18 protein-coding genes and 1 pseudogene are annotated in these 24,051 nt (G+C 63.0%); 10 read left to right on the top strand and 9 right to left on the bottom strand.

The window, feature by feature from the left end:
* Positions 1-4 precede the first annotated feature (4 nt).
* From I6F33_RS34975 to I6F33_RS38440, 4 genes are all read right to left on the bottom strand, one after another.
* A complete protein-coding gene (locus tag I6F33_RS34975) occupies positions 5-898 on the bottom strand; it encodes an efflux RND transporter periplasmic adaptor subunit (RefSeq protein ID WP_036015950.1) in 894 nt (297 codons plus the stop codon).
* A 213-nt stretch (positions 899-1,111) separates the two neighbouring features.
* Complete coding sequence (locus I6F33_RS34970; RefSeq protein ID WP_167361671.1) at positions 1,112-1,282, bottom strand: hypothetical protein; 171 nt, start codon at positions 1,280-1,282, stop codon at positions 1,112-1,114.
* Positions 1,283-1,350: 68 nt separating this feature from the next.
* The gene (locus I6F33_RS34965; protein ID WP_225145561.1) at positions 1,351-2,391 is read right to left on the bottom strand and encodes a lactonase family protein; all 1,041 of its coding nucleotides are present in this window, start codon (positions 2,389-2,391) and stop codon (positions 1,351-1,353) included.
* Positions 2,392-2,634: 243 nt separating this feature from the next.
* Positions 2,635-2,766: a hypothetical protein gene (locus I6F33_RS38440; protein WP_260345447.1), complete on the bottom strand. Its 132-nt coding sequence runs from the start codon at positions 2,764-2,766 to the stop codon at positions 2,635-2,637.
* Positions 2,767-2,914: 148 nt separating this feature from the next.
* Here I6F33_RS38440 and I6F33_RS34960 point away from each other — a divergent pair, with 148 nt between their 5' ends.
* Together I6F33_RS34960 and I6F33_RS38435 are read left to right on the top strand one after the other, a co-directional pair.
* Positions 2,915-3,091: a hypothetical protein gene (locus tag I6F33_RS34960; RefSeq protein ID WP_225145560.1), complete on the top strand. Its 177-nt coding sequence runs from the start codon at positions 2,915-2,917 to the stop codon at positions 3,089-3,091.
* Between the two features lie 99 nt (positions 3,092-3,190).
* Positions 3,191-3,313, top strand: a complete 123-nt coding sequence (locus I6F33_RS38435; protein ID WP_260345449.1) for a hypothetical protein — start codon at positions 3,191-3,193, stop codon at positions 3,311-3,313.
* A 31-nt stretch (positions 3,314-3,344) separates the two neighbouring features.
* Here the strand turns inward: I6F33_RS38435 and I6F33_RS34955 are convergent, their stop codons facing one another.
* Positions 3,345-3,521, bottom strand: coding sequence for a hypothetical protein (locus tag I6F33_RS34955; RefSeq protein WP_225145559.1), 177 nt, complete (start codon positions 3,519-3,521; stop codon positions 3,345-3,347).
* A 97-nt stretch (positions 3,522-3,618) separates the two neighbouring features.
* Between I6F33_RS34955 and I6F33_RS34950 the strand changes: the two genes are divergently transcribed.
* Positions 3,619-5,799: a PAS domain S-box protein gene (locus I6F33_RS34950; protein WP_225145558.1), complete on the top strand. Its 2,181-nt coding sequence runs from the start codon at positions 3,619-3,621 to the stop codon at positions 5,797-5,799.
* Here I6F33_RS34950 and I6F33_RS34945 read toward each other — a convergent pair.
* From I6F33_RS34945 to I6F33_RS34935, 3 genes and pseudogenes are all read right to left on the bottom strand, one after another.
* Positions 5,774-9,238 (bottom strand): AAA family ATPase, encoded by a 3,465-nt coding sequence (locus I6F33_RS34945; RefSeq protein ID WP_225145557.1) that lies wholly within the window; start codon positions 9,236-9,238, stop codon positions 5,774-5,776. The two genes, I6F33_RS34950 and I6F33_RS34945, sit on opposite strands and share 26 nt — an antisense overlap.
* A 314-nt stretch (positions 9,239-9,552) precedes the next feature.
* Positions 9,553-12,215: pseudogene (locus I6F33_RS38560) on the bottom strand (EAL domain-containing protein).
* Positions 12,216-12,353: 138 nt separating this feature from the next.
* Complete coding sequence (locus I6F33_RS34935) at positions 12,354-13,046, bottom strand: hypothetical protein (RefSeq protein WP_225145556.1); 693 nt, start codon at positions 13,044-13,046, stop codon at positions 12,354-12,356.
* A gap of 180 nt (positions 13,047-13,226) precedes the next feature.
* Here I6F33_RS34935 and I6F33_RS34930 point away from each other — a divergent pair, with 180 nt between their 5' ends.
* The 3 genes from I6F33_RS34930 (at position 13,227) to I6F33_RS34920 (ending at position 16,080) form a co-directional block, all read left to right on the top strand.
* Positions 13,227-14,300 carry a LysM peptidoglycan-binding domain-containing protein gene (locus I6F33_RS34930; RefSeq protein WP_225145555.1) on the top strand — a complete coding sequence of 358 codons (1,074 nt, stop codon included), beginning with the start codon at positions 13,227-13,229 and terminating at the stop codon, positions 14,298-14,300.
* 176 nt (positions 14,301-14,476) lie between these two features.
* Positions 14,477-15,769 carry a Spy/CpxP family protein refolding chaperone gene (locus I6F33_RS34925; protein ID WP_225145567.1) on the top strand — a complete coding sequence of 431 codons (1,293 nt, stop codon included), beginning with the start codon at positions 14,477-14,479 and terminating at the stop codon, positions 15,767-15,769.
* Positions 15,770-15,843: 74 nt separating this feature from the next.
* Entirely contained in the window at positions 15,844-16,080 is a 237-nt protein-coding gene (locus tag I6F33_RS34920; RefSeq protein ID WP_036015962.1) for an AbrB/MazE/SpoVT family DNA-binding domain-containing protein, read from the top strand.
* A gap of 143 nt (positions 16,081-16,223) precedes the next feature.
* On the opposite strand, the gene I6F33_RS34915 is transcribed toward I6F33_RS34920, so the two are convergent.
* Positions 16,224-17,090, bottom strand: coding sequence for a hypothetical protein (locus tag I6F33_RS34915; protein ID WP_225145554.1), 867 nt, complete (start codon positions 17,088-17,090; stop codon positions 16,224-16,226).
* 397 nt (positions 17,091-17,487) lie between these two features.
* Between I6F33_RS34915 and I6F33_RS34910 the strand changes: the two genes are divergently transcribed.
* The 4 genes from I6F33_RS34910 to I6F33_RS34895 are packed head-to-tail and all read left to right on the top strand — an operon-like array spanning position 17,488 to position 23,991.
* Positions 17,488-19,323 carry a class I SAM-dependent DNA methyltransferase gene (locus tag I6F33_RS34910; protein ID WP_225145553.1) on the top strand — a complete coding sequence of 612 codons (1,836 nt, stop codon included), beginning with the start codon at positions 17,488-17,490 and terminating at the stop codon, positions 19,321-19,323.
* Entirely contained in the window at positions 19,320-20,666 is a 1,347-nt protein-coding gene (locus tag I6F33_RS34905; RefSeq protein WP_225145552.1) for a restriction endonuclease subunit S, read from the top strand. The genes I6F33_RS34910 and I6F33_RS34905 overlap by 4 nt, the downstream gene beginning before the upstream one ends.
* Entirely contained in the window at positions 20,663-23,794 is a 3,132-nt protein-coding gene (locus I6F33_RS34900; RefSeq protein ID WP_225145551.1) for a type I restriction endonuclease subunit R, read from the top strand. Before I6F33_RS34905 ends, I6F33_RS34900 begins: the two co-directional genes overlap by 4 nt.
* Complete coding sequence (locus I6F33_RS34895) at positions 23,791-23,991, top strand: hypothetical protein (RefSeq protein WP_225145550.1); 201 nt, start codon at positions 23,791-23,793, stop codon at positions 23,989-23,991. Before I6F33_RS34900 ends, I6F33_RS34895 begins: the two co-directional genes overlap by 4 nt.
* Positions 23,992-24,051 lie beyond the last annotated feature (60 nt).

Genomic DNA, 24,051 nt, shown 5'->3' with positions numbered 1-24,051 from the left:
GCTCCTACTTCGCCGCTTCCGCGCTCGCCATCACGGGACGCACCGGATCGCCTTCGCGCAGCAAGGCACCGGCGCGGGCGACGACGACGTCACCCTCGCTAAGGCCGTCGCGGACCTCGATATTGCCGCCGGACATCAAGCCGACCTCGACACGCTTGGTCTCGACGCGGTTGCGGCGGATCACCTGCACCACGGTGCCGGCGGACGAATATTGCACGGCGGTCAGCGGCACCGCCACGTTGCAGCTCTGCCCGGTCTTGATCAGCGCGCGCCCGCTCCCATTCAGCAGCAGCCGCTTCTGCGAGGAGATGCCGATATAGACCATGCCCTGCTGGATGTTCGGCTCGACGGTCGGTCCGATGCGGCGCACCTTGCCGCTGATGTCGCCGCCACCTGGGATCCGCACGGTGGCCTGCTGATTGACCGCGAGCTTGCGCACATCGGTGGTGGCCACGAGGCCGACGAGGTCGTACTCGCTGCGCGCCACGATCGTGAACAGCGCCTCGCCCTTGGCCGAGGCGAAGTTGCCGATCTGCGCGGTCGAGGTCGCGATCACCCCCGCCACGGGCGCGGTGACCTGAAGCGTGCCGCCTTCGGGCAGCGCCAGCCGGGCCAGCACCTGGCCGGCGGTGGTGGTGTCGCCGGCTTCCGCCAGCACGTCCGTGACCTTCAGGCCGGGCCGCTCGGGCCGCACCGAGGTTTCCTCACGCGCGATGATCGTGCCGGTGGCTTCGACGACGTCGGAGAAGCAGGATTTCGCGACCTTCAGCACCGTGACCGCCGGCCCCTTCGGCGCGTCGTCATCGGCGGCACCGGCCGGATGGGGGCTGAGGACGAGCAGGCCGGCGACGGCTGCGGGGCACAGGTTTCGAACAACGGCGCGGGGCAAATGACGCATCGGAAATTCCAATTGGGTAAATTCCACTTGGGCTATGCCTCCAATCGATAGCAGATGGCCGCCGCCTGCACTACGGCCGCGTCGTCCCGAAACAGGACGCCGTGCCGCCGCCGGCAGTCGCGGCAAGCGAGTCTTTGACAAGCAAGTCTTTGATGAGTCGCGGGATTGGAGAACAGGTTCGCTCCGAAGAGCTCGCGCCGCGCGCGGCGGGCGTCAGCGGCGCCGCTCACCCACCGGCTTGCCGCTGGCCCGCTCGATCAGATGCAGCCGCGTGCAGGCCGGACACGACACCGACACGTGCGTGCGATCGCTCGGCTCGTCGGTAAGCCGATGCTGCACGTTCAGGCCCGTCTGGGGGCATTTGAAGACAATCTGCCGGTCCATGACCGAGATATGACGCCAAGCCGGGCCTCGCGAAATTACGGATGTTTACGTAGGTCGGCGATGGCTCCTCACGGCAGTTTCAGGAACTCGACCCAGTTCGGTTTCTTGCCGGTGGGGTAGGATTTCAGCTTGGTCAGCGCGCCGCTGCCCTGGTCGATGGCATGAACCGTCATGCTGTCGGAGAGCTCGCCGACCGCGGCGAGATAGCGGCCGCTGGGATCGACCTGAAAGCCGCGCGGTTGCTTCTCGGTCGGCACGCTGCCGATCGTGGTCAGCTTGCCGCTCGAGCCATCGACCCTGTAGGCGGTGAGCGTGCTGGTGGTGCGCTCGGAAGCGTAGAGGAAGCGGCCGTCCGGCGTGATGTGGATGTCGGCCGCCCAAGGTTTCTTATTAGGCTCTTTTCCCGAAAACCCTTCCGGCAGCGCGGTGGTGCGCTGGATCTCGTCCCACGCGCCGCTCCTGGCTTCATAAGTGAAGGCCGCGACGTCGCCGTTCAGCTCGTGGAGGAGATAGACGAACTTGCCGCCGGGATGAAACACGAAGTGCCGCGGCCCCGATTTCTCCGGCACCTTGCGCCCCGGCGGGTCGTTCGGCGTCAGCGTGCCGGTCGTGGCATCGAATGCGAAGGCCAGCACCTGATCGGAGCCGAGATTGGTCGCAAATGCGAAGCGGTTGTCGGGCGAAGGCAGGAAGGCGTGCGCGTTCAGCCCGGTCGGGATCACCTGCTTGGGCTCGCCGGCAACCCCGTTGCCAAGCAGCGGATTCAGCGCGACCTTGTTGCCGCCATAGGAGGCGCTGAACAGGTACTTGCCGCTGCGGTCGATGGCGATATGGGCCATGCTCTCCGCGAGCGGTCCGTTGCCGAGATGGTTGAGCTCGCCCGTCCTGGGATCGATTGCAAAGCTCACCGCGAGAGTGGGCTGCGAGCGGATGCCGGCGATCAGCGTACGGTGATCGGGCGTGATCGCGAGCGGTGTCGAAGAGCCCGGCTTTTCGACGCCCTTGAAGGCGGCCGTCTGCACGAGCGTCATCTCGCCGCTCTCGCTCATCTTGAACACGCTGATGTCGTTGCTGTCGGCGTTGCCGACATAGGCGAAGGTTTCGGCCATACCGGCACGGACTCCAGAAATGAGGGTAAGCGAAGCGAACAGGGCGGCGGCGATCGCAGCGCGTGGCGCGCGCGATGCGATGCGTCGGATCGGTCTCGACATCGGTCTCGACATGGGCTCCTCCTGAAAGCTGGCTCGCGGTATTATCGTTTTTGCCGCGAGCATAGCGGGCGGAGCGACGCCGCACCAAAATCCAATGGGGATCGATCGATGCCGAAATCGCATCGGTCGCGGGATGCCGGGTCAGCGCGCCGCTGCGGTTCGGGAGGGCAGACGCAACCCGGACGGCTGGTCCGGCGGCCCGAGCATAGTCCACACGGTGATCGCGACCAGGGCGGAGGTCATGAGGGTCCAGAGGATGAGTCGTTTTCGCATCAGGCCAATCCATCGGTGCAAGCCGCGAGGCCAAGGGCCGCGTCAGCGATCCTGCACTGCAAAGAGCGGCGGTTCTATGAGGCCGTTCACAGGGCGAAAACGGCCGATGCTGTCGCGAACCAATGCGCTGCGAACGCATTGAACCGACATGTCCCGCGCAAACGATCTCGAAGGCAAGCCCGACATGGGCAGCAAGCATGGCGGTCAAGCCGGCCAGCCCAAGCTTCCGCCGCGCCCGCACGAGGGCGAGCGCGATGCGGACGTCGTGGCAAAGCGCCACACCGGCCAAACCGATCGGGCGGCGCCGCCGACCAAACCAAAATAGTTCCTTGCCGCCGCCCTCGCGGCAGGCCCCGCGCCGGGAACGGCGGCATCGCTCTGCCGTTAGCTCGGGGCGTGAGAGAGGGAAAAGGGAGGCTGGCTCGTGTTTTGGATCTGTTGGAACACCGCCTGGTCGCTGATCATCAGCGGCATCATGGTCGCCACCATCGTCAGCCACCCCGACGCCGAATTCGCCGAAGTGCGGGCGGCCCGACAATCGATGTGAGCTTCTCTTACCTTGCCGAGCCCGTTCCGGATCACGTCATGCTGTCGGGCATGAAGCAGCGGATCTTGGGGCGGCCGTTGACGTAATAGGGCCAGACCATGGTGCGCCCGTCGTCGAGCGCCGTGCCGTCGGCGTCGGCACAACACGGGTGAGGCCCGACTGTCGAAGCGCCGCTCGCGGACGCTTTGACCGCACTCGGCGCCGCCAAGTCTCAACCAGCGGTTGGCGGGCCTTGGAACGCTCTGGGCTTTGATGCGTTCAAGCTGATTGCGTAGGCGCCCGCCTGCGGCACGTCGGGGCTAAGTATGTCGAATGTCGAGGAATTTCCGCTCTCTGCCCGCAAGCTGACCGAATTCGAGGCCCTGGTGGCGGCGGCTCCTGCAGCGCTCGAGGCCATTCCGGGCGCGGTCTATGTCTGCGATAGTGAAGGCTGGATCGTGACCTACAACGGCGAAGCCGCGGAATTGTGGGGCAGAACTCCGGAGCTTGGTTCCGTCGAAAAGTTCTGCGGGTCGCATCGTCTCTACAGGATGGACGGCACCCTGCTTCCGCATTCCGAGTGCCCCATCGCCACGGCGGTCCGGCTCGGCCTCCCCGCGCGTAACACGGAGGTCATGATCGAACGGCCGGACGGCTCGCGGATCACTGCACTCGTGAACATCCGTCCCCTGCGCGATCATGCCGGCCGCATCCAGGGCGCAATCAATTGCTTTCAGGACGTTTCAGATCGCAAGAAGATCGAGGAAGAGGTTCGTGCAAAGTCCAAGGATCTCGAGGACTTCTTCGAGAACAGTGCGGTCGGGCTCCATATCGTGGGTGGCGACGGCATCATTCGCAGGGCCAATCAGGCCGAGCTCGATCTGCTGGGCTACAGCGCCGAAGAGTATATCGGTCACCATGTGGCCGAATTTCACGCGGACGCCCCCGTCATCGGCGACATTCTCCACCGACTGTCCTGCGGCGAAAGGCTGGACCGTTATCCTGCCCGCCTGCGCGCGAAGGACGGCTCGATCAAGCACGTACTGATCACCTCCAACAGTCGTGTCGAGGACGGCAAGTTCGTCAGCACGCGCTGCTTTACAGCTGACGTCACCGGGCTGCGCGTGGCCGAGCTGGCGCGCGAGGCGAGCGAGACTCGCCTCGCTGCAACCTACCAAGCGGCCAAGGTCGGCATCGCCGAGGCCGATGAACATGGGCGGCTGCTCCGGGTCAACGATTATCTGAGCGAGATCACCGGGAGATCCCGTGAGGAGCTGCTGGGGATGAGCTTTTCCGACTATACTCATCCCGACGATTGCGCCGCGGATCTTGCCCTCTATGAGCAACAGGTCCGTGGCGAGATTCCAAGCTACACCTGCCGCAAGCGCGCCCTGCGCCCCGACGGCAGCGTGCGTTATCTCGAGATCTTCAGCTCTTCGGTCACGGACAGCGCGGGACGCTTCCGCTACGGCGTTCGCGTCAGTCACGACGTCACGGAAGCCAAGCGATTGCAGGATCGGATTCGCGAGAGCGAGCAGCATATGCGCGATCTGCTCGAGGCGCTGCCCGCCGCACTCTACACCACCGACGCAAACGGCCGCATCACCTTCTACAACAAGACCGCCGTCGAGATGGCCGGGCGCACGCCGCTGCCCGGCGACGAATGGTGCGTGACCTGGAAGCTCTATTGGCCCGACGGCACGCCTCTGCCGCACGACCAATGTCCGATGGCGATCGCGCTCCGGGAGGGGCGGCCCGTGCGTGGAGTGGAGGCTGTTGCGGAGCGACCGGACGGCACGCGCGTGCCGTTCATTCCCTATCCGACGCCGCTATTCGATTCGGGGGGCAGGCTGATCGGTGCAGTCAACATGCTGGTCGACATCACCGAACGCAAGCGCGCGGAAATGGCGCAAACCCTCCTGATTGATGAGCTCAATCATCGCGTCAAGAATACCCTGGCGATGGTGCAATCGCTCGCCGGCCAGACCGCGCGCCATACCAGCAGTCTGGACGACTTCAATCGAACCTTCGAGGGCCGGTTGCTGGCGCTCTCTCGTGCGCATGATCTCTTGACCGAGCGCAAGTGGCAGGACGCTCCGCTCCAGCGGCTCGTCGAGGACATCACGGCGGCTGTTGCGGAGGATGGCCGGATCAGGATGGAAGGTCCACCCGTCGCGCTCAATGCGCGCTCGGCGCTCAGCTTTACGATGGTTCTCAACGAGCTCCTGACCAACGCGACGAAGTACGGAGCCTTGTCGGCGCCGGATGGGACGCTCTTGATGCGATGGAGCCTGCGGAATGCCGGGCACGGCACCATTCTCGATTATGAATGGGTGGAATCCGGCGGCCCGAAAGTCACGCCGCCCATGCGCCGCGGCTTCGGCACGCGGCTGATGGAGCGCTGTGTCGAGGCGGACCTCGGCGGCGAGTTCGATCTCGCCTTCGAGCCGGGCGGCGTGCGCTGTCGCATGTCGATGCCGGTCACGGGCACTGTCGGATCGAATTGATTCGCGCGATCCATGGCTGTTCTCTGGATGACAGCATATCGAGCTCGCTTGCGAGCGCGATGGCTTCTTTCACGTCCGGCGTGACGAGCCCTTCACGGAGCCTGCCGACAACAGGCACAAGCAGGTCCACCGCCTGCTCAAGCTTGTCGGAATCTCGCCAGAGGCGGGCTAGGCTGACGGCTGTCCGCAGCTCCCACGAGCGGGCATTCTGTCCGCGCGCGACTTCCAGCGACTGCACGAACAATTCCTCGGAGTCGGCCGCTGGTCCGGCATGGGCCCGGATGAACTCCCCTTGCAGGCGGTAGATCTCCGCCAGATAGAAGTGATCGCCCGTCCTCTTCGCGACCGTCAAGGCACCATCGAGCGCGCGCAAGGCCGCTTCCGACAGACCGGCCCTCGCATAGCCTTGCGCGAGGAGGCATCTGAACCAGCAACTGGCGAGCCAGGAATTCTGCGCCTCGTAACCCTCGACGCCCGTGCGCATTTCGCTCAGACCTGCATCCATGTCCCCGAGCTCAGTCAGCGCCCATCCATGCAGAATGGTGGCCTGTTGCTTCCAATGCAGAAAGCCGTGTTGCGATGAAATGGTCATCGCGCGGCTGGCATAATCTCTGGTGCCCGTGACGTCGCGCAGATGCTGACAAAGGTATGCGCCAAACACTTGCGCGAATGCCAGCGTAAAAGGATGGCGCATTTGCTCGGCATCGGAAATCGCCTGCTCGCTGTGCTGCCGCGCGGTGTCAGGCTGCCCCAGGAACCATAGCAGGTATCCGAGGTACGACATCGACATGACGCCTGGATTGAGGAGCCTTTCCGCCGAACCGCGATGCAGAGCCGGATCATCGAGTTGGATGGAGCGACGAAGATGATGTTGCGCCGCCAGAAACCGCCCGCGGTAAAGCATGGTCGCCGCGATCGACCTGTGGGCCTCCACGAGGTACAGGGTCTGCTTCGACAGCAACTCGCTCGGGCGTTCCCGTTTGGCGAATTTCAGGAGTGCGGCACTCAGACCATGCGCCTTGGTCAGGTCAGCCCGAATGAAGTGGTGCATCCAAAGCCCTCTTATCGCCGCTAGCACCTTGTCTTCATCATGGAGCTGCCGTCCGAGCTCGAGGCCTCGGGCAAAATTGTCTTCCACCTCCTGTGTGCCGTAACCTTTGGCAGCGATCAGCGCGTTACCCAGCGCAATGCGAAGCTCCAGCTCCATTTCATCGCGGTCGGGCATCTCGGGACTGCCGAGGACGACCGCTAGGCCACGGCGCAGGTGGCCGATCGCTTCCAAATAGGCTCCCAACCTTGCGGCGTGCCTGCCGGCCTTGATCCAGGAAGCTGCAGCCGGCTGGCTTTGATCGGATTCGGTCAGATGATAGGCGAGCAGCTCCGGCTCGCGCTCGGTCTTTTCCGGATAGTTCTGAGCCAGCACCGACGCGATCCGCGCGTGGAGCCGTCTCCTCTCGCTGCGCAACAGGCTCGCATGCGCTGCATCCTGGATCATCACGTGCTTGAACGAGTAGAGCGCATCCGGCGGATGGCCCAGCCGGACGATCAGCCCTGCCTCCTCCAGGCGATCGAGCGCCGCCTCGATCTGGTCGGCTGGTACGGAGGCGACAGCGTTCAGCATCTCGTAGGAGAACTGCCGGCCGATGGTGGCTCCGATCTGTGCGACCCTCTTGAACGGGCCCAGCCGATCCAGACGCGCCATCAGCGAATCCATCAGCGTCGCCGGGATTGCCAGCGGTCGCCACGAACCGGAGAGCACATAGTTTCCGCGTTCCTCGGTCAGAAGGTCGCTTTCGAGAACGGCTTTGGTCAGCTCCTCGACGAACAGCGGCACGCCGTCGGTCTTGACGATGATGTCCTCGACGACTTCCTTCGGCATTTTGCGGCTGCCGGCAACCCGCTCGACCAAGGTCGTCCGCTGCTGCCGGCTCAGCCTGTTCAGCACCAGCGTCGTGATGTGAGAGTGAGCGCTCCAGCTCGGCTTGAATTCGGAACGGCAGGTGATGACGACGAGAATGGGCGTATACTGGACCCGCTCCACCAGCAGATCGATGACCTCCCGGGATGTCGGATCGATCCAATGGGCGTCCTCGAAGGCGATCACCAGCGGCTGATCGTGCGCGAGGCCCAGGAGATGATTGATGAGGGCGGAGACGATGGCGTCCTTTTGCTGCTGCGGCGACAGATCGAGCGGAGGATAGCGGTCCCCGGTCGGGATCGACAGCAGCGCCGCAAAGAGCGGCGTCATCTGCTCGATGTCGCCATGCGCGGCCGCAACGGTCCGCTCGAGACTCGACAGAGACGAGGCCGAAGCATCGTCGCGGTCGAGGCCCAGGGCAAATTTGAGCTGCTCGATGAAGGGATGGAACGCCGTCGAGCTGTAGTAGGGCGAACACTGGAACGAGACATGCCCGTGCCGATCCCCCGCAATCCGCACGAAGATTTCCTGGACGATGCGCGACTTGCCAATGCCCGGCTCCCCGAACAGCACCACGACTTGGCCGTCGCCCGCCTTGGCCTGCTCCCAGCGGCCGAGCAGAACCGTGATCTCGTCGTCGCGATTGACGAGTGGCGTCAGCCGGGAGCCGATGGCTGCGGCAAAGCGGGTCTCCACGCGCGACGGCCGTACCACATGCCACGCCTGTGTTCTTCCGGCTATGCCCTTGAGTGCATGGACCCCGAGATTGCGATAGTCGAACTTTCCCTTCAACAGCGACTGCGTCGACGACGAGATGACCACCCCGTTCGGCGGCGCCAGGCCCTGCAATCGCGCCGCCAGATTGACGGTCTCGCCGACCGCGGAATCGCGCTCCTCGGTCCCCTGGCCGACCAAGTCGCCCACGACCACCAGTCCCGTCGCGATGCCGATCCGGACGGCGGGCGCTTGGTTGAGCGCACTCAGCGGCTCGATCGCAGGCGCGGTCGACAATGTCCGCACGATCTCGAGACCAGCCCGCACCGCTCGCTCGGCATCGTCCTCATGCGCCTTCGGGTAGCCGAAATAGACCAGGATGCCGTCGCCGACGAAGCGGGCGGCAAATCCTTCATAGTGTTTGACCACACCCACGCAGGTTTCGCGAAAGCTCGCGATCATGTCACGCACGTCCTCGGGATCGAACTGTGCGGAGAGCGCGGTGGAATCGACCATGTCGCAGAACATCGTGGTGAGCTGGCGACGTTCCGCAACGATTGCCGTAGCGGGCAATGTGTGGCCCGCGGCTGGCGCGGCCATTCCGGAAAGGGACGCCGTTGCACGCTGAAGCCGCTTGCGGTCTCCGAGCGGCAGTCCAATCTGTGCCAGATCCGGTTCGGTCAGGTGGGGCAGGATGTCGAGATCGATGCGATGGCGGACGAAGAAGTCCGTGTATCGGCTGAGCCCAACGCTTTCAAGCCAGTGTCTCAGACGCTCCGTCCCCGTCCTCGACCCATCATTCGGCATGCGGAAATCCCTGGTTCAAATTGCGCTGAGCGGCTCCAAAATGCCTGTGGTTTGCGCTTGGATTGGGACTCAATGCGACTCTTCGTTGCGGCGGCCAATGGAGGCAAACCATCGGTATTTTGAGCGTTTCTTGCCCGGGTCTCGAAAATGAGGCGGATCGGCGGCTCACCATTTCGACGAGCCAGGTGCGCAGAATTCAATGAATTGATAGCTGTCGGTCGCTGATTGTCAAATCGCCGCACGACCTCGAACCAAACACTCAGCGGCGCCGCTTTCCTGGCAGCGGACATCCGGGCCAGACGTGGCGTCGCCGGCTAGGCCGCGACCGCCTGCGCCGCCAGCAGCTGCTTCAGCTTCGTCGCCGGTACCGCCGGGCTGAACAGCCAGCCCTGCATCTGGCTGCAGCCGAGCTGGCGCAGCACCTCGCGCTGGGTTTCAGTCTCGACACCTTCGGCGGTGGTCGCCATATGGCGCGCGGCGGCCATGTGCACCACGGCCTGCACGAGGGCGAGGAGTCCTCGGACTGACCGATGTCGCTGATGAAGCTGCGGTCGATCTTGATCTTGTCGAACGGGAAGCGGTGCAGATAGCTGAGCGACGAATAGCCGGTGCCGAAATCGTCGAGCGCGATGCGCACGCCGAGCTCGCGCAGCTGCTGCAGGATCGCCAGCGCCTCCTCGTCGTCGCGGATCAGCACCGTCTCGGTGATCTCGAGCTCGAGCCGGCCCGGCGCGAGCCCGGACTCCGCGAGGGCGGCGGCGACCTTGAGCGCCAGCGTGCGCGAGCGGAACTGGACCGGCGACACGTTGACCGCGATGTGAATCCGTCCCGGCCACGAGGCAGCCTCGACGCAGGCCTGCTTCAGCACCCATTCGCCGATCTCGCCGATCAGGCCGGTGTCTTCGGCGACCGGGATGAACTCCGCCGGCGAAACCATGCCGCGCTCGGGATGGCGCCAGCGCAGCAAGGCCTCGCAGCCGGTGACGACATTGGCGGTGAGGTCGACCAGCGGCTGGTAGTGCACCTCGAACTCGCCGCGTGCGAGCGCCTGGCGCAGATCGAGCTCGAGCTGGCGGCGCTGCCGCGCCTTGGCGTCGTATTCGGGCACGAACAGGCGGAAGGTGCGGCGGCCTTCCGACTTCGCCGCATACATCGCCAGATCGGCGCGCTTGAGCAGATCGTCGAGATTGTCGCCGTGATCGGGCGCGACGGCGATGCCGATGCTGGCATCGGTCGGAACCTCGTGCCCCCTGCAATCCACCGGTGCGCGCAACGCCTTGAGGATGGTTTCCGCCAGTGCCGTCAGCTCGGCCGGATCGGAGGTGCCGGCCTTGACGATGGCGAATTCGTCGCCGCCCAGCCGCGCGACCATGTCGTTGCCGCTGACGCAGGCGCGCAGGCGGTTCGCCACCTGGCGCAGCAGTTCGTCGCCGACCTCATGTCCGAGCGAATCGTTGACGCCCTTGAACTCGTCGACGTCGATATAGAGGATCGCGAACGGCTTGCCCTGAGCGAGCTCGGCGACGCGGCGTTCCAGATGCCCGCGCAGCAGCACGCGGTTGGGCAGATCGGTGAGGGCGTCGTAATGCGCCAGATGGGCGATGCGCTCGTCGGCGCGGATGCGCTCGGTGACGTCGTCATGGGTGGCGAGCCAGCCGCCGGCAGCGGCCGGCTGGTTCTTGATCTCGATCAGGCGGCCGTCGGCGGTTTCGACGATCGCGCTCTTGGTGCGGCCGACATTGCTCAGGATGTCGTCGCAATAGGCCTCGACGTCGCCCTCGAACGAGCCGGTGTCCCGGCGGTGCCGGATCACATCGCGGAAGTGGACGCCGGGCTTCACCACGGCGACAGAGAGCCCGTACATCTCGATGTAGCGGCGGTTGCAGACGATCAGCCGCTCGTCCTGATCGAACATCAACAGGCCCTGCGTCATCGTGTTCATCGCGGTGTCGAGCCGCTGCTTCTCGAGCGACAGGCGGTGCGTCACCTGGCGGAAGATCAGAAACAGCGTGAGCACCAACAGGCCGATCGACAGCGCGGCAATGGTGACGAAGAATTTCGTCTGTGTGCGCCAGGTCGCCAGCGTCGCATCGAGCGACTTGGTCGCGACCACGACCAGCGGCTCGCCGGTGAGCAGGCGCGAGGCGACGATGCGGTCCTTGCCGTCGATCGGGCTTGCGAGCTGGGTGGTGACGAAGGTGCGCTCGAACACCGCCATTTGCTCCGGCGTGCCGGTGCGGAAGTTCTGCCCGATCATCGCTTCGACGTGTGGAATGCGGGCGAGCAGCTGGCCGTTCTGGTGGTGCATCGCGATCGAGGAATCCTCGCCGAGCCCGGTCGAGGCGAAGAAGGATTCGAGCTGCTCGGGCGTGATCGCGCGCGAGACCAGCCCGAGGAATTCGCCGTGCGGGCCGGAGATGCGCCGCGCGAACACGATCGCCGGTCCGTTGCCGAACCGGCCGGGCACGACCTCCACCTCCTCCTGTGCGGCCGGATCGTCCTTGAGACGGTTGAAATAGCCGCGATCGGCGATCGAGATATCGGCGACCGGCCATTGCCGCGACGAGTTGATCAGCACGCCCCTGGAATCGAACACATTGGCGCCGGCGACGTCGGACCAGCCGCTGGCTTTCGCGCGCAGCACCTCATGCACGGCGAGCGTGCCCATCTCGCTGCGGAAGATTTCGGCGGACTGGATGCCGTGGCTCTCGAGCTCGGCGATGATGCTCTTCTGCAGCACCGCAAAGTCCTCGAACTGCCGGTCGAAATGCCGGGCGAGCATGCGGACGGCGTTTTCAAGGCTGTCGCGACCGCTCTCGATGGCATTCTGCCGGAAACGGTCGACCGTGAGCGCGGTGCCGATGGCGGTCGCAAGCATCAGCACGAAGCCGCCGGCGATCAGCCACGTCAGCGGCGCTCCGCGCCAACGGCGGAGCAACGCGCGCGTTCGCGCGGTCCATCGGATCGATGCGCCCATCCAGCCCTCCCGTGGGATGCAAGATGCAGCAAAACCGACAAGACCCCGTTACCATTGACGGTTAGGAAAATATGAATCGGAATGGAATCAGAGGGTTGGTTCCATCGTACAGGAGACCGCGGCGAGACCGCAGGACCTTCAGCGCCTGATTTTCCACTTCAAGGCTTCCGCGTTGCCCTTGGCGAACATCTTCGGCACATCGAATTTGCCGGTCTCGAGATCATAGCGGCATTTCCAATCCGCAAGGCCCTTCACCGCGACGTTCTTCGGATGCTTGTCCGTCTCGCCCGACAGCGAGATCAGGAGATAGCGGTTGTTGGTCCAGTCGACGCCGAGCCAGCGATACGCATCTTCGGTGCCCTTCACCAGATTCGCCGTGATGTGATAGTCGAGCTTCATGCTCTTGGTGTCGGGCCGGCTGCGGAAGTAGGCCCAGGCCAGATCGCCGAGCGACGTCTTGGTCGCGCTCACGAAGGCGCCGTTCTCCAAATGATAGAGAAAGAGGTCCTGCTCGCGCGAGCCCGTCTTCTGGATCCGCACCAGCCATCGCGAGTCGGCCGTGAAACGGAAGCCGGCCGGATAACCCTGCTCGGGCTTCAGCTCGCGCATCTCCCCGCCGCGTCGCGCCCAGACCTGCCACTTGATGTCGAAATCCTCGCCCTCCTTCATATACTGCTCGAGCCTGGTGGCGCCGTCGGGCGAGGTGAAGGCGAGATCGGCATCGTCGGAAAGCGTGAAGCCGGGCGGCGGGCCGGAGGCGGCCAAAGCGGGTGCAGCGGCCAGCGTCAGAGCAACCGCTAGGGATCCCGCGGCACGGGAGAATACGGTCACGGGAGGAATTCCCTTGAAGAATGCCGCCAGGCGGCCTTGATACTTGGACACCCGCGTGGTCGCGCCGGTTCATCCCGCGCGCCTGGACGGAAGCATAATCCTATCGACAGTCTTGCTGCGGCAGCCAAATCGGCGCACCTTGCCGGCCTCGGCTGATTTGCCACCCAAGGTCCTTTTCAAATGATCACCGCCTCCAAGGCCTTCATTGCCTTCTGTCTGCTCGCGCTGGTCGGCACCGCGCTGGTGATCGGCCCGACCGAGCTGCGCCGCCTGCTGCCTGATGGGACGAAGGTCACCGTCGCCGCCAAGCCGGAGGCCAAGGTCGAACCCCAGGTCGGAGCTAAGGTCGAGCCCAAGCTTGAAGCCAAGGTCGAGCCCAAGGTGGAGTTCAAGCCTGAGTCCAAGCCTGAATCCAAGCCAGAGCTGAAGCCGGAACAGCCGAAGCTCGTCGACAGCGCGCCGCCTGCACCCGAGCCGAAGGCGGGCGCGCTGGCCGAGACCCAGAAGCAGGTGGCCGCGCTCGGTGACCTCGTGCCGGTCAAGCCGCCGGCGCCGGCTGCAGATGCCGGCCCCCGTTTCGACGTCGCCCGCATCGACGATCACGGCGAGGCGGCGGTGATTGCCGGCCGCGCCACGCCGGGTGCGCGGGTCGAGCTGATGCGCGACGGCAAGCCGCTCGACAGCGTGGTCGCCGACGCCTCGGGCCAATTCGTGATGACCCCGCCGCAGCTGCCGGCCGGCTCATATGACCTGACGCTCCGCGCCAGGGCGCCGGACGGCACGGTCACCGAATCCGGCCGGACCATGCCGGTCACAATCGCCGCGGCGGCGCCGCCGCCCGTGCGCATGCCGCCGGTTGCGAAGCAGGAGGCCAAGCCGGCCGAGAAGCCCGACGACAAATCGGATGTCGTCGCCGCGCTGCCGTCGGCCTCGCCGCGGCTGGCGTCGGTGCCTGAGAAGCAAGCGGCCCGGCCGAAACTGATCGGCGCGCCGAAACCCAAGGCCTTCGCGCAGGCGCCGAGGGCCACCGTGGTTGCATCGGCCTCGCCGGCGGAGGCGCTCACCGCCGCGCCGGCCGAGGCCGGCGGCAGCCGGATCATCGCCCGCGGCGATAGCCTGTGGGCGCTCAGCCGGCTCGCTTACGGCGACGGTTCCCGCTACGCCGTGATCTTCAACGCCAACCGCGACAAGATCCAAAACCCCAATCTGATCTATCCCGGCCAGACCTTCGTGATGCCGCAAAAGGCGGAGTGACACGGCACAGCCGGCGCGTTGCGACGCATTGTCCTGTGTCTCTCTGGAACATTCGGTTCCCTCGCGCGTCTTCGTGATGCGACGCATTGCGCACTTGGCGCGGGAGGGAGGGCCAAGACGTGGCCGAACAAGACGTGGCCAAACCAGTCGTCAGGTCAAAAATCCTGTCGGGGCGCATGGGACTGGCGCTGGCTGGCGCGGTCCTGGTGGTTGCAACAGTGCTGCTGCCTGACAGAGCCGAGGCGCAGTTCGGCTTGCGCGGCGGTCCGGTCGGGGTTGCGCGCTTCGCCGTCGGCCACGTGATCGGCCTGTCGCGCCTGCGCCATTCCCGCATGGCGGTGCGCGGCGGCCGCTACCGGTCAGCTGCGCTGAGGTCGCAGGACCCGCGCGGGGCCGACCGCAGCCAGCTGTCGAACCCTTACGTGATGCGTGCGGCCCTCACGGCGCAGGCTGCGCTGGCGGGCTGGCAAGGCGGCCGCCGCCCGCAGGGCTGGTGGCGTCATCCCGATGGCAGCTATGGCTGGGTCGGCCCGGTGTTCTGGCCGTTCGCCCATGACGATCTCACCAATGCGATCGTCTTCGGCGACACCACCAGCCTCTCGCTCTACGGCTACGGCGATATCTATGCCGCGCTGTTCACGCCCTATGCCGCCACCGAGCTTGCCGCCTACACCGTGCCGCAAGGCCGTCGCGCGCGAAAGGTCCCGACCGCGGAGACGCTGTGCGAGGCCAGCGACACCGGCGGCCTGCCGGTCGAGCGCATCGCGAGCGCCGTTGCACCGAACGAAGCTCAGCGCACCGCGCTCGACGAGCTCTCATCCGCCTGGAATGCCGCGCGCGACACCATCCGCACCGCCTGCCCGGCGCAAACCCCTGCGAATGCGGCGGAGCGCCTCGGCCTGATGCGCGAGCGTGTCGAGGCCATGATCAAGGCCATCGACACCATGGAAGCGCCGTTGTCGAAATTCGTCGGCCTGCTCAATGACGACCAGAAAGCCCGGCTCAACGCCTTAGCCAATGAGCGTCGCGCCGCGCTGGCGTCCTACCAGTCCAAAAACGCTGACAAGAACGCGGGCAAGGACGCATCCAAGGACGCACAGGCGGCCAAGGCCTGCCAGGCGGACTACGATCCTATTTCCGACGAGAACGCGCAGCGCCAATACGAGCAACTGCTCCAGCAGCAATGGCCCGCCGCCGAAATCGCGGCCACGCTCCACCTCGACGAGGTCGCCCGCGCCCGCTTCGAGGTGCTGCAGGACACCACGCTCCGCACCATGCAGACGCTCAGCGCCTGTCCGACAGAACCCGCTGCAACGGCGCAGGCCCGCCTCGCCGCCGTGAGGGCGCGGCTGCAGACCATGCTGCAAGCCGTCGGCGCCATCGCCGACGCGCTCGACGATTTCCAGGCCGATCTCAGCGACGAGCAAAAGGCCGGATTCGAGGCGATCGGGCCAAAGCGAGGGGCGTGAGGGGACGCCAGCTTGGAATGCCATCATATCTCCCTATGATATGCAGATAGGGATGCACATCACGGAGGGTGCTGGTGCTGGTTTCCAAATGGGGCAACAGCCTCGCAGTGCGCCTGCCCAAAGCGCTAGTTGATGAACTCGGCCTCAAGGAGGGCGACGAAATCGATATCGTGGCCACTCGCAAAGGCGCGATCGAAATCGAGACCAAGGCGGAGCAGCGTCGGCGTGCGATCGAGAACATGGAGGCGCGCAATTGGGCGGCCTTGCCCGCCGGCTACAAATTCGATCGGGACGAGGCGAACGAGCGGTGATCGCGTTCTTTGACAGCGGTGATTCTGGGACCTTCAGCGCGGCCGCAGCATCGGCGGGCTCACCATCGTCAATCCGTTCCTCGGCATGGCTCCGTGAACGCTCGCATCATCGCAAAGTCCGGATCCTTGCGCGGCTTCCATGATCACCCGCACGCCCAGTCGAACTTCATGTCCTTGAAGTCGAGCTGCGCGTTGCCGCCGCCGAAATTGTAGCCGCCGAAATATTCCTCGAACTCGATATAGAACGGGCTCATCTCCGGCACGGCCTGGCAGGGCCGCATGGTGCCGCCGAGGTGGTTGTGGGCGTGATCCTTGGCCCAGTCGTGCAGGCGGAAATTGTCGCGGCCCGGCTTGCCGCCGACATAGTAGTAATATGGCTGATAGCCGGTCGGCGGATTTTCGCGCACGTGCTCATCCTGCGGGCCCTTGCCGGCGTTGGGATCATCAGCGCGCGGCGACAGCGCGATCGCGCGCGTCTCGCTGAGATCGGCACGCGGCGGGGCTGCAAACATCTTCTTGGCGTAGCTAGGTGCGGCCTCGAAGAAGGCGCTGGCACCGCCGACATCGAGCCAGCGCGGCCGCTCCACCGTTGCCAGCGCAAGCGGCGCCGGCGGCGCGGCGAACGCGCCGTCATATTCGGCCTTCGTCAAGAGCAGCGCGGCATAGGCGTAGTCGAGAATGTCGGTCATGCGCGACAGGCGCGGATGCGACGGCCGCGCCAGCACCGCCTCGCGAATCTCGGGATCGTCGGGCGCGCCGCCGTCATTGTGATCGGGCGCCGTGGCGAAGAACGACAACGCGACGATGTCCGCGCCATGCACCCGGTAATCCTCCGGCAGCTTTAGCGTGAAGCCGTGCATCAAGGGATAGCCGGTGACGGGATCGAGCGGCCATTGCTCGGATGCAATGCCCGGCGGCAGCCCAAACACCCAGCCGTGGTCGCGCGCGCGATCCGCGGGCCGGTCCAGCATCTGCAAATCATAGGCACGCGAAGGCAGGGCAAGCGTCACGAATCGTCTCCCACGAAGTCCGCCTCGCCGTTGAGCCGAGGGTTGGTCGCGGGGAGGCTGGATGTGGTTCGGGGCGGTCGTTGCGAGAGTTGCGACGTTCCAGCGGTTTGCACCGCTCCCTCTCCCTTTGTGGGAGAGGGCGGGGCAGGGGGTAGCCCAGGAAGAGGTCTATCCGCGGAAAAACGTTGAGGAATCGAGGTCGCGGCCGAAGCAAGAGCAACAAGATCCGTCGTCCAACTCGGCCATGAGGCTTCAATCCAGCCAACAAATAGCACGTTTCCCAGCCAAGTCCGTCTTCCCCTAAATTCTAGATTGTGCCCCCGAGGTCTGATTGCCACACTGATTGAGTTCGGGCATTCCTGTAACTACCGCATTTCTAGCCCAGGCGTTCCCTACCGTGAATCATCAGGCACTCTCGTCCTTCATCTGGTCCGTGGCTGATCTGCTGCGGGGCGACTACAAGCAGTCTGACTACGGCAAGGTGATCCTGCCGTTCACCGTGCTGCGGCGGCTGGACTGCGTTCTTGAGCCGACCAAGGCGAAAGTGCTGGCCGAGTTCGCGGCCAAGAAGAAGGCGGGCCTCAATCCAGACCCGTTCCTCCGTCGCGCGTCCGGGGTGAACTTCTACAACGCCTCCGAACTCGACCTGCCTAAGCTGGTCGGCGATCAGGACCACATCAGTCAGAACCTCCATGCTTATGTCCAGGCGTTTTCACCTGAGGTCCGCGACATCTTCGAGCGATTCAGTTTCTCAACCCAGATCGATAAGCTTACGAAGAGCGGTCTCCTCTATCTCGTCGCCGAGAAGTTTGCAGGCACCGACCTGCATCCCGAGGCAGTTGATAACCACGAGATGGGGCTGGCGTTCGAAGAGCTGATCCGCAAGTTCGCCGAGCTGTCGAATGAAACGGCTGGAGAGCACTTCACACCGCGCGAAGTCATCCGTCTGATGGTTAATCTGCTGTTTGTCGAGGACGACGATGTTCTGACCAAGCCCGGGGTGGTCCGAACTATCTATGACCCTACGGCAGGCACCGGGGGAATGTTATCCGTAGCCGGTGAACACCTCGCCGCGCTGAATCCTCAGGCCCGATTGACGATGTATGGGCAGGAGCTGAACGACGAGAGCTACGCAATCTGCAAGGCGGATATGCTGATTAAAGGTCAGGATGTGGCCAACATCGTTGCAGGGAATACGCTCTCGGACGACGGTCACCCTCACGCCAAGTTCGACTACATGCTGTCTAACCCACCGTTTGGCGTCGAGTGGAAAAAAGTAGAGAAGGACATCCGCCAGGAACACGAGAGCCAAGGCTTCAATGGCCGCTTCGGCCCCGGCCTGCCGCGCGTCTCAGATGGCTCGCTGTTGTTCTTGCTGCACCTCCTGTCGAAGATGCGTCCGGCTCAGGACGGCGGAAGCCGCTTCGGCATCGTGTTAAATGGCTCTCCGCTGTTTGCGGGTAGCGCAGGATCGGGCGAGAGCGAGATACGCCGCTACCTGCTGGAGAACGATCTGGTCGAAGCCATCATTGGTTTGCCGACCGACATGTTCTACAACACAGGTATCTCCACCTACATCTGGATAGTCTCCAATCGCAAGCCTGTGCAGCGAAAGGGCAAGGTGCAGCTCATTGATGCATCCTCGTTTTGGCAGAAGATGCGCAAGGGCCTTGGGTCCAAACGCAAGGAGATGAGCGAGGAACATATCGCTCAGGTGACAAAGTTATTTGGCTCCTTCATCGAGGCGCAACTCGCCGCGGTTCTAAATGTCGAGGGTAAGGAGATCACTACCCAGTTAGTGATGGAGGGTGACAAGCCGCCGATTGCGCCCGACGGCGGAAAAGTGAAGCTCTCCCCATTATCTCGCATCTTCCAAAATGAGTCGTTTGGTTATCGCACGATCACTGTTGAACAGCCACTGCGCGACGAAAACGGCGATATTGTTTTCGGGACCAAAGGCAAAACGAAAGGCAAGCCGCAGCCAGACAGCGAGCTGCGTGATACTGAAAACGTACCGCTGTCAGAAGATACTAACGCTTACTTCCAGCGAGAGGTCTTGCCCCACGTCGCCGATGCGTGGATCGATCTTGAGAAGACCAGGACGGGCTATGAGATACCGTTCAATCGACATTTCTACGTGTTTGAAGCGCCGCGCCCATTAGCGGAAATCGACGCCGATCTGGCGCAAGCCACGGCTCGCATTAAACAACTAATAGATCGGCTTGTTACATGAGCATAGACCCCTATGAGAAGTACGCGGACAGCGGCGTTCCTTGGCTCGGCGCAATACCGTCCCACTGGCAGGTCGTAAAAAGTCGGAGGCTGTTTTCCGAACGGAAGGAGCGCTCGCGGCTCTCGGACGAGCAGCTAACAGCCTCTCAAAAGTACGGCGTTATCTATCAGAAGGATTTCATGGCTCTCGAAAATCAGAGAGTGATGCAGGTGATCCACGGCACCGAAATCCTAAAGCATGTTGAACCCGACGACTTTGTAATCAGCATGCGTAGCTTCCAAGGCGGAATCGAATGGTGTGGCCTGAGAGGATCGACAAGCTCAGCGTATGTTGTCCTCGTTCCGTCAGAAGGGATCGTTCCTGCGTTCTTTCGATATTTGTTCAAATCGTCCGTCTACATTCAGGCGCTTCAAAGTACGACAAATCTCGTGCGCGACGGGCAGGCCTTACGGTTCGAAAACTTCGCGCATGTTGATCTACCCGTTCTCCCCCGTGTCGAACAGCAGACAATCGCGGAGTTCCTTGATCGCGAGACAGCCAAGATTGATGCTCTTGTGGAAGAGCAAGGTCGGTTGATCGAACTGCTAAGGGAGAAAAAGCAAGCTGCCCTATCCCACGCTGTCACTAAGGGGCTTGATCCACAGGCCACGATGAAGAATGCGAACATCGAATGGCTTGGCGAGGTTCCGGCGCATTGGAGACTTGTCAGAATAAAGGATGTTTGCCGCGAAATCGTGGATTGCAAGAACCGGACGCCGGAGAAGATTCCGGAGGGGAGCTACTTCGTTATCCGCACGTCGTGCGTTAGAGATGGTAAGTTTGATGAGGCTGGAGGTTATTGCACGGACGCCGAGAACTTCGAGGAGTGGACAAGAAAAGGGCGCCCTCAGGTCGGCGACGTGTTATTCACGCGAGAGGCTCCTGCCGGAGAAGCTTGTCTGGTGCCTAGCGGTTACGATCTCTGCTTGGGGCAGCGTATGATGTACTTGCGGCCTGATCCTGAGGTCATAAGTCCAGACTATCTTTTGGCAAATATCTACGGACCGTTGGTCCGCTACCAGATCGAGGCGAAATCGAAAGGCAGCACAGTTGGGCACTTGAGAGTTGGAGAAGTTGGTGACCTGCCCTGCCTACTGCCACCCTTGAACGAGCAGTACGCAATATGTGAAACGCTTCGGGCTCTCGGCTTGGAGTTTGACAGCCTACTTTCGGCGGCTCAGGTTGGCACAGAGCTTCTTCAAGAACGCCGGAGCGCCCTCATTGCGTCTGCAGTTACTGGCAAAATTAATGTGCAGCGGCTATTGGATCGTGACCAGTCTCACCGAAAAGCAGTTGCAGCATGAGTCTGCACAAGGAGATCACCTTCGAGGACGAGATTTGCGGCCACCTCGCTGCCCATGGCTGGCTCTACGCGGAGGGCGATGCGGCGCTGTATGACCGCCCTCGCGCCATCTTTTCTGCTGATCTTGTCGCTTGGGTGCAAGCCACGCAGCCGATCGTCTGGCAAACGCTTACAAAAAATCACGGTGCGAGTGCCGAAGGTGTTCTGCTGGACCGCATCCGCAAGCAGCTCGATGAGCGCGGCACCCTCGATGTGCTGCGTTACGGCGTCGAGCTGATTGGACTGCGCCAGCCGATTGCGTTGACGCAGTCCAAGCCTGCCCTCGCGATGAACGCCGACATCCTAGCTCGCTATGCGGCCAATCGGCTACGCGTGGTGCGGCAGGTTCGCTACTCGTCTGCCAACGAGAACTGTATCGATCTCGTGCTTTTCCTAAACGGGCTACCGGTCGCCACCGCCGAACTCAAAACGGACTTCACCCAGAGCATTGACGACGCCATCGACCAGTATCGTTTCGACCGCCGCCCGCGCCCCAAAGGGCAAGGTATCGAGCCGCTGCTGAACTTCCCCAGTGGGGCGCTGGTGCATTTCGCTGTCAGCAATAGCGAAGTTCACATGACGACGCAGCTTGCTGGTCCAGCGACAGCCTTTCTACCTTTCAACAAGGGGAACCGCGGGGCAAAGGGCAACGCGCCCAACTCGGCCGGTCACCGCACCAGCTACCTCTGGGAGGAGGTCTGGCAACGAGATAGCTGGCTGGAGATCCTTGGTCGCTACTTGGTGACCCGGCGCGACGACAAGAAGAAAATCACCAGCATCATCTTCCCCCGCTACCACCAGCTTGACGCAACCCGGAAACTGCAAGCCAAGCTTCTGGAGGAGGGAGCAGGCGGCAAGTTCCTCATCCAGCACTCGGCTGGTTCGGGCAAGACCAACTCGATAGCATGGTCCGCCCACTTTCTCGCCGATCTCCATGACGCCAAGAACGAGAAGCTATTCTCCAGCATCATCGTCATCTCCGACCGCAACGTGATCGATGCGCAGCTTCAGGACGCCCTGTTCGACTTCCAGCGCACCACCGGCGTGGTCGCTACGATCAAGTCGGAAGGCGCGAGCAAGAGCGGGCAGCTTGCGGAGGCCCTGGCGGCGGGCAAGAAGATCATCGTCTGCACTATCCAGACCTTTCCCTTCGCGCTGGAGGAGGTCCGTAGGCTTGCGGCCACCGAGGGCAAGCGGTTCGCAGTGATTGCAGACGAGGCGCATTCGTCGCAGACCGGCGAAGCCGCTGCGAAGCTCAAGCAGTTGCTGTCGCCGGAGGAGCTTGCCGCGCTGGGTGACGGTGGGGAGATCAGCACCGAGGACATGCTGGCGGCCCAGATGGCAGCTCGCGCTGATGACAAGGGGATCACCTACGTTGCCTTCACCGCCACCCCGAAGGCCAAGACGCTGCAACTGTTTGGGCGACCGCCGAAATCCGATCAGCCGGTGGGGGACAACAATCTGCCCGCCCCGTTCCATGTCTACTCGATGCGGCAAGCCATCGAGGAAGGCTTCATCCTCGATGTGCTGAAGAACTACACGCCGTACCGGCTGGCCTTCCGTCTCGCCAACAACGGCAAGGAGTGGGACGACAAGGAGGTCGAGCGCGATGCAGCGCTGAAGGGCATCATGCGTTGGGTCCGGTTGCATCCCTATAACATCAGCCAGAAGGTCCAGATCGTCGTTGAGCATTTCCGGGAGACCGTCGCGCCGCTGATGGAGGGCCGCGCTAAGGCGATGGTCGTGCTGGGGAGCCGCGTCGAGGCTGTGCGCTGGCAGCTAGCCATCGAGAAATACATCAAGTCTCGTGGTTATAAGATCGGGACGTTGGTGGCATTCTCAGGCGAGGTGAATGACAGCCAGTCTGGTCCTGATCCTTTCACCGAAACCAGCAAGGCGCTGAACCCTGGCTTGAAAGGACGCGACATCCGCGACGCCTTCAAGGGCGAGGATTTCCAGATCCTGCTAGTCGCGAACAAGTTCCAGACCGGGTTCGATCAACCTCTCCTGTGCGGGATGTATGTGGACCGGCGTCTGGCGGGCATCCAGGCGGTGCAGACGCTCTCCCGGCTTAACCGTGCCTACCCCGGCAAGGACACGACCTATGTGCTGGACTTCGTCAATAGCTCGGAAGAGGTGCTGGCTGCGTTCAAGACCTACTACGAGACGGCCGAGCTGGACAGCGTCACAGATCCCAACCTCGTCTTTGATCTCCGGGCTAAGCTTGACGCTTCAGGGCATTATGACGAATTCGAGGTGGATCGCGTCGCAGCCGTCGAGATGAGCCCCAAATCCAAGCAGGGTGATCTGATCGCGGCGCTTGAGCCGGTGGTGGATCGCCTGCTGAAGAGGTTCAAGCATGCGCAGGAAAAGCTGCTGGTGGCCCAAGCGCAAAACGACGCGAGGGGCAAGGAAGAGGCCAATAGCGAAATAGACGCCCTGATCCTGTTCAAGGCCGACATGGGCGCGTTCCAGCGCATGTACAGCTTTCTCTCGCAAATCTTCGACTATGGCAACACGGCCATTGAGAAGCGGTTCATGTTCTACCGGCGGCTGATCCCGTTGCTTGAGTTCGGTCGTGAGCGCGAGGGCATCGATCTATCGAAGCTCAAGCTTACTCACCACAATCTGAGGGATCAGGGACAGCGTCCTCTCGTCCTTGGGGACGGCGAACCTCCGAGACTCATGGGCTTCGCCGAAGCAGGCTCGGGCGGCATTCATGAGAAGGAAAAGCTCCGGCTGGAAGAGATCATTGCGAAGGTGAATGACCTCTTCGAAGGCGACCTGACCGAGGATGACAAGCTCGTTTACGTGAACAACGTTCTGATGGGGAAGCTTCTGGAGAGCGAGGAATTGGTCATTCAGGCGGCGAACAACACCAAGGCGCAGTTCGCGACGTCGCCGACGTTGTCGAAAGAGTTGATGAACGCCATCATGGATGCATTCTCGGCTCATACCACGATGAGCAAACAAGCCCTTGACAGCGAACAGGTAAGAGCCGGGCTGAGGGATGTTCTTCTAGGTCCTGCTCAGCTCTACGAGGCTCTCCGAGAGAGGGCAGAGGAGCAGAGGCCGAGAGATGAGCCATGACTAGGATGAAGGATCATTATAACTTTTCCGCCGCTAGGCGCGGCAAGTTCTTTCGGCCCGACGCGAAACTCGTTCCGCCGGTTCATCTTCAGCCCGATGTCTTGGCATCTCTATTGGAGCTCGCCGATGCGCGAAAAACCTCGCTGAGTGATGTGGTGAACACGCTGCTGAAGGAACATTTTAAGAAGCGGCCTTGAGGGCTGTCCGCTACACTCCACGATGCTAAGGTGAGTGCTTGTACGGTCGAAGTTAATGCC

The organism is Bradyrhizobium sp. BRP20, assembly GCF_020194215.1.
In the GTDB taxonomy this organism is placed as follows: domain Bacteria; phylum Pseudomonadota; class Alphaproteobacteria; order Rhizobiales; family Xanthobacteraceae; genus Bradyrhizobium; species Bradyrhizobium yuanmingense.
Note: the sequence above shows the minus strand (reverse complement) of the source record. Positions and strands in the feature narration are given on the sequence as shown.

Excerpts from the sequence above, each read along its gene's own strand:
- I6F33_RS34975 (WP_036015950.1), bottom strand. The coding sequence starts at position 898 with ATGCGTCATTTGCCCCGCGCCGTTGTTCGAAACCTGTGCCCCGCAGCC.
- I6F33_RS34970 (WP_167361671.1), bottom strand. The coding sequence starts at position 1,282 with ATGGACCGGCAGATTGTCTTCAAATGCCCCCAGACGGGCCTGAACGTG.
- I6F33_RS34965 (WP_225145561.1), bottom strand. The coding sequence starts at position 2,391 with ATGGCCGAAACCTTCGCCTATGTCGGCAACGCCGACAGCAACGACATC.
- I6F33_RS38440 (WP_260345447.1), bottom strand. The coding sequence starts at position 2,766 with ATGCGAAAACGACTCATCCTCTGGACCCTCATGACCTCCGCCCTGGTC.
- I6F33_RS34960 (WP_225145560.1), top strand. The coding sequence starts at position 2,915 with ATGTCCCGCGCAAACGATCTCGAAGGCAAGCCCGACATGGGCAGCAAG.
- I6F33_RS34950 (WP_225145558.1), top strand. The coding sequence starts at position 3,619 with ATGTCGAATGTCGAGGAATTTCCGCTCTCTGCCCGCAAGCTGACCGAA.
- I6F33_RS34945 (WP_225145557.1), bottom strand. The coding sequence starts at position 9,238 with ATGCCGAATGATGGGTCGAGGACGGGGACGGAGCGTCTGAGACACTGG.
- I6F33_RS34930 (WP_225145555.1), top strand. The coding sequence starts at position 13,227 with ATGATCACCGCCTCCAAGGCCTTCATTGCCTTCTGTCTGCTCGCGCTG.
- I6F33_RS34925 (WP_225145567.1), top strand. The coding sequence starts at position 14,477 with ATGGGACTGGCGCTGGCTGGCGCGGTCCTGGTGGTTGCAACAGTGCTG.
- I6F33_RS34905 (WP_225145552.1), top strand. The coding sequence starts at position 19,320 with ATGAGCATAGACCCCTATGAGAAGTACGCGGACAGCGGCGTTCCTTGG.
- I6F33_RS34900 (WP_225145551.1), top strand. The coding sequence starts at position 20,663 with ATGAGTCTGCACAAGGAGATCACCTTCGAGGACGAGATTTGCGGCCAC.
- I6F33_RS34895 (WP_225145550.1), top strand. The coding sequence starts at position 23,791 with ATGACTAGGATGAAGGATCATTATAACTTTTCCGCCGCTAGGCGCGGC.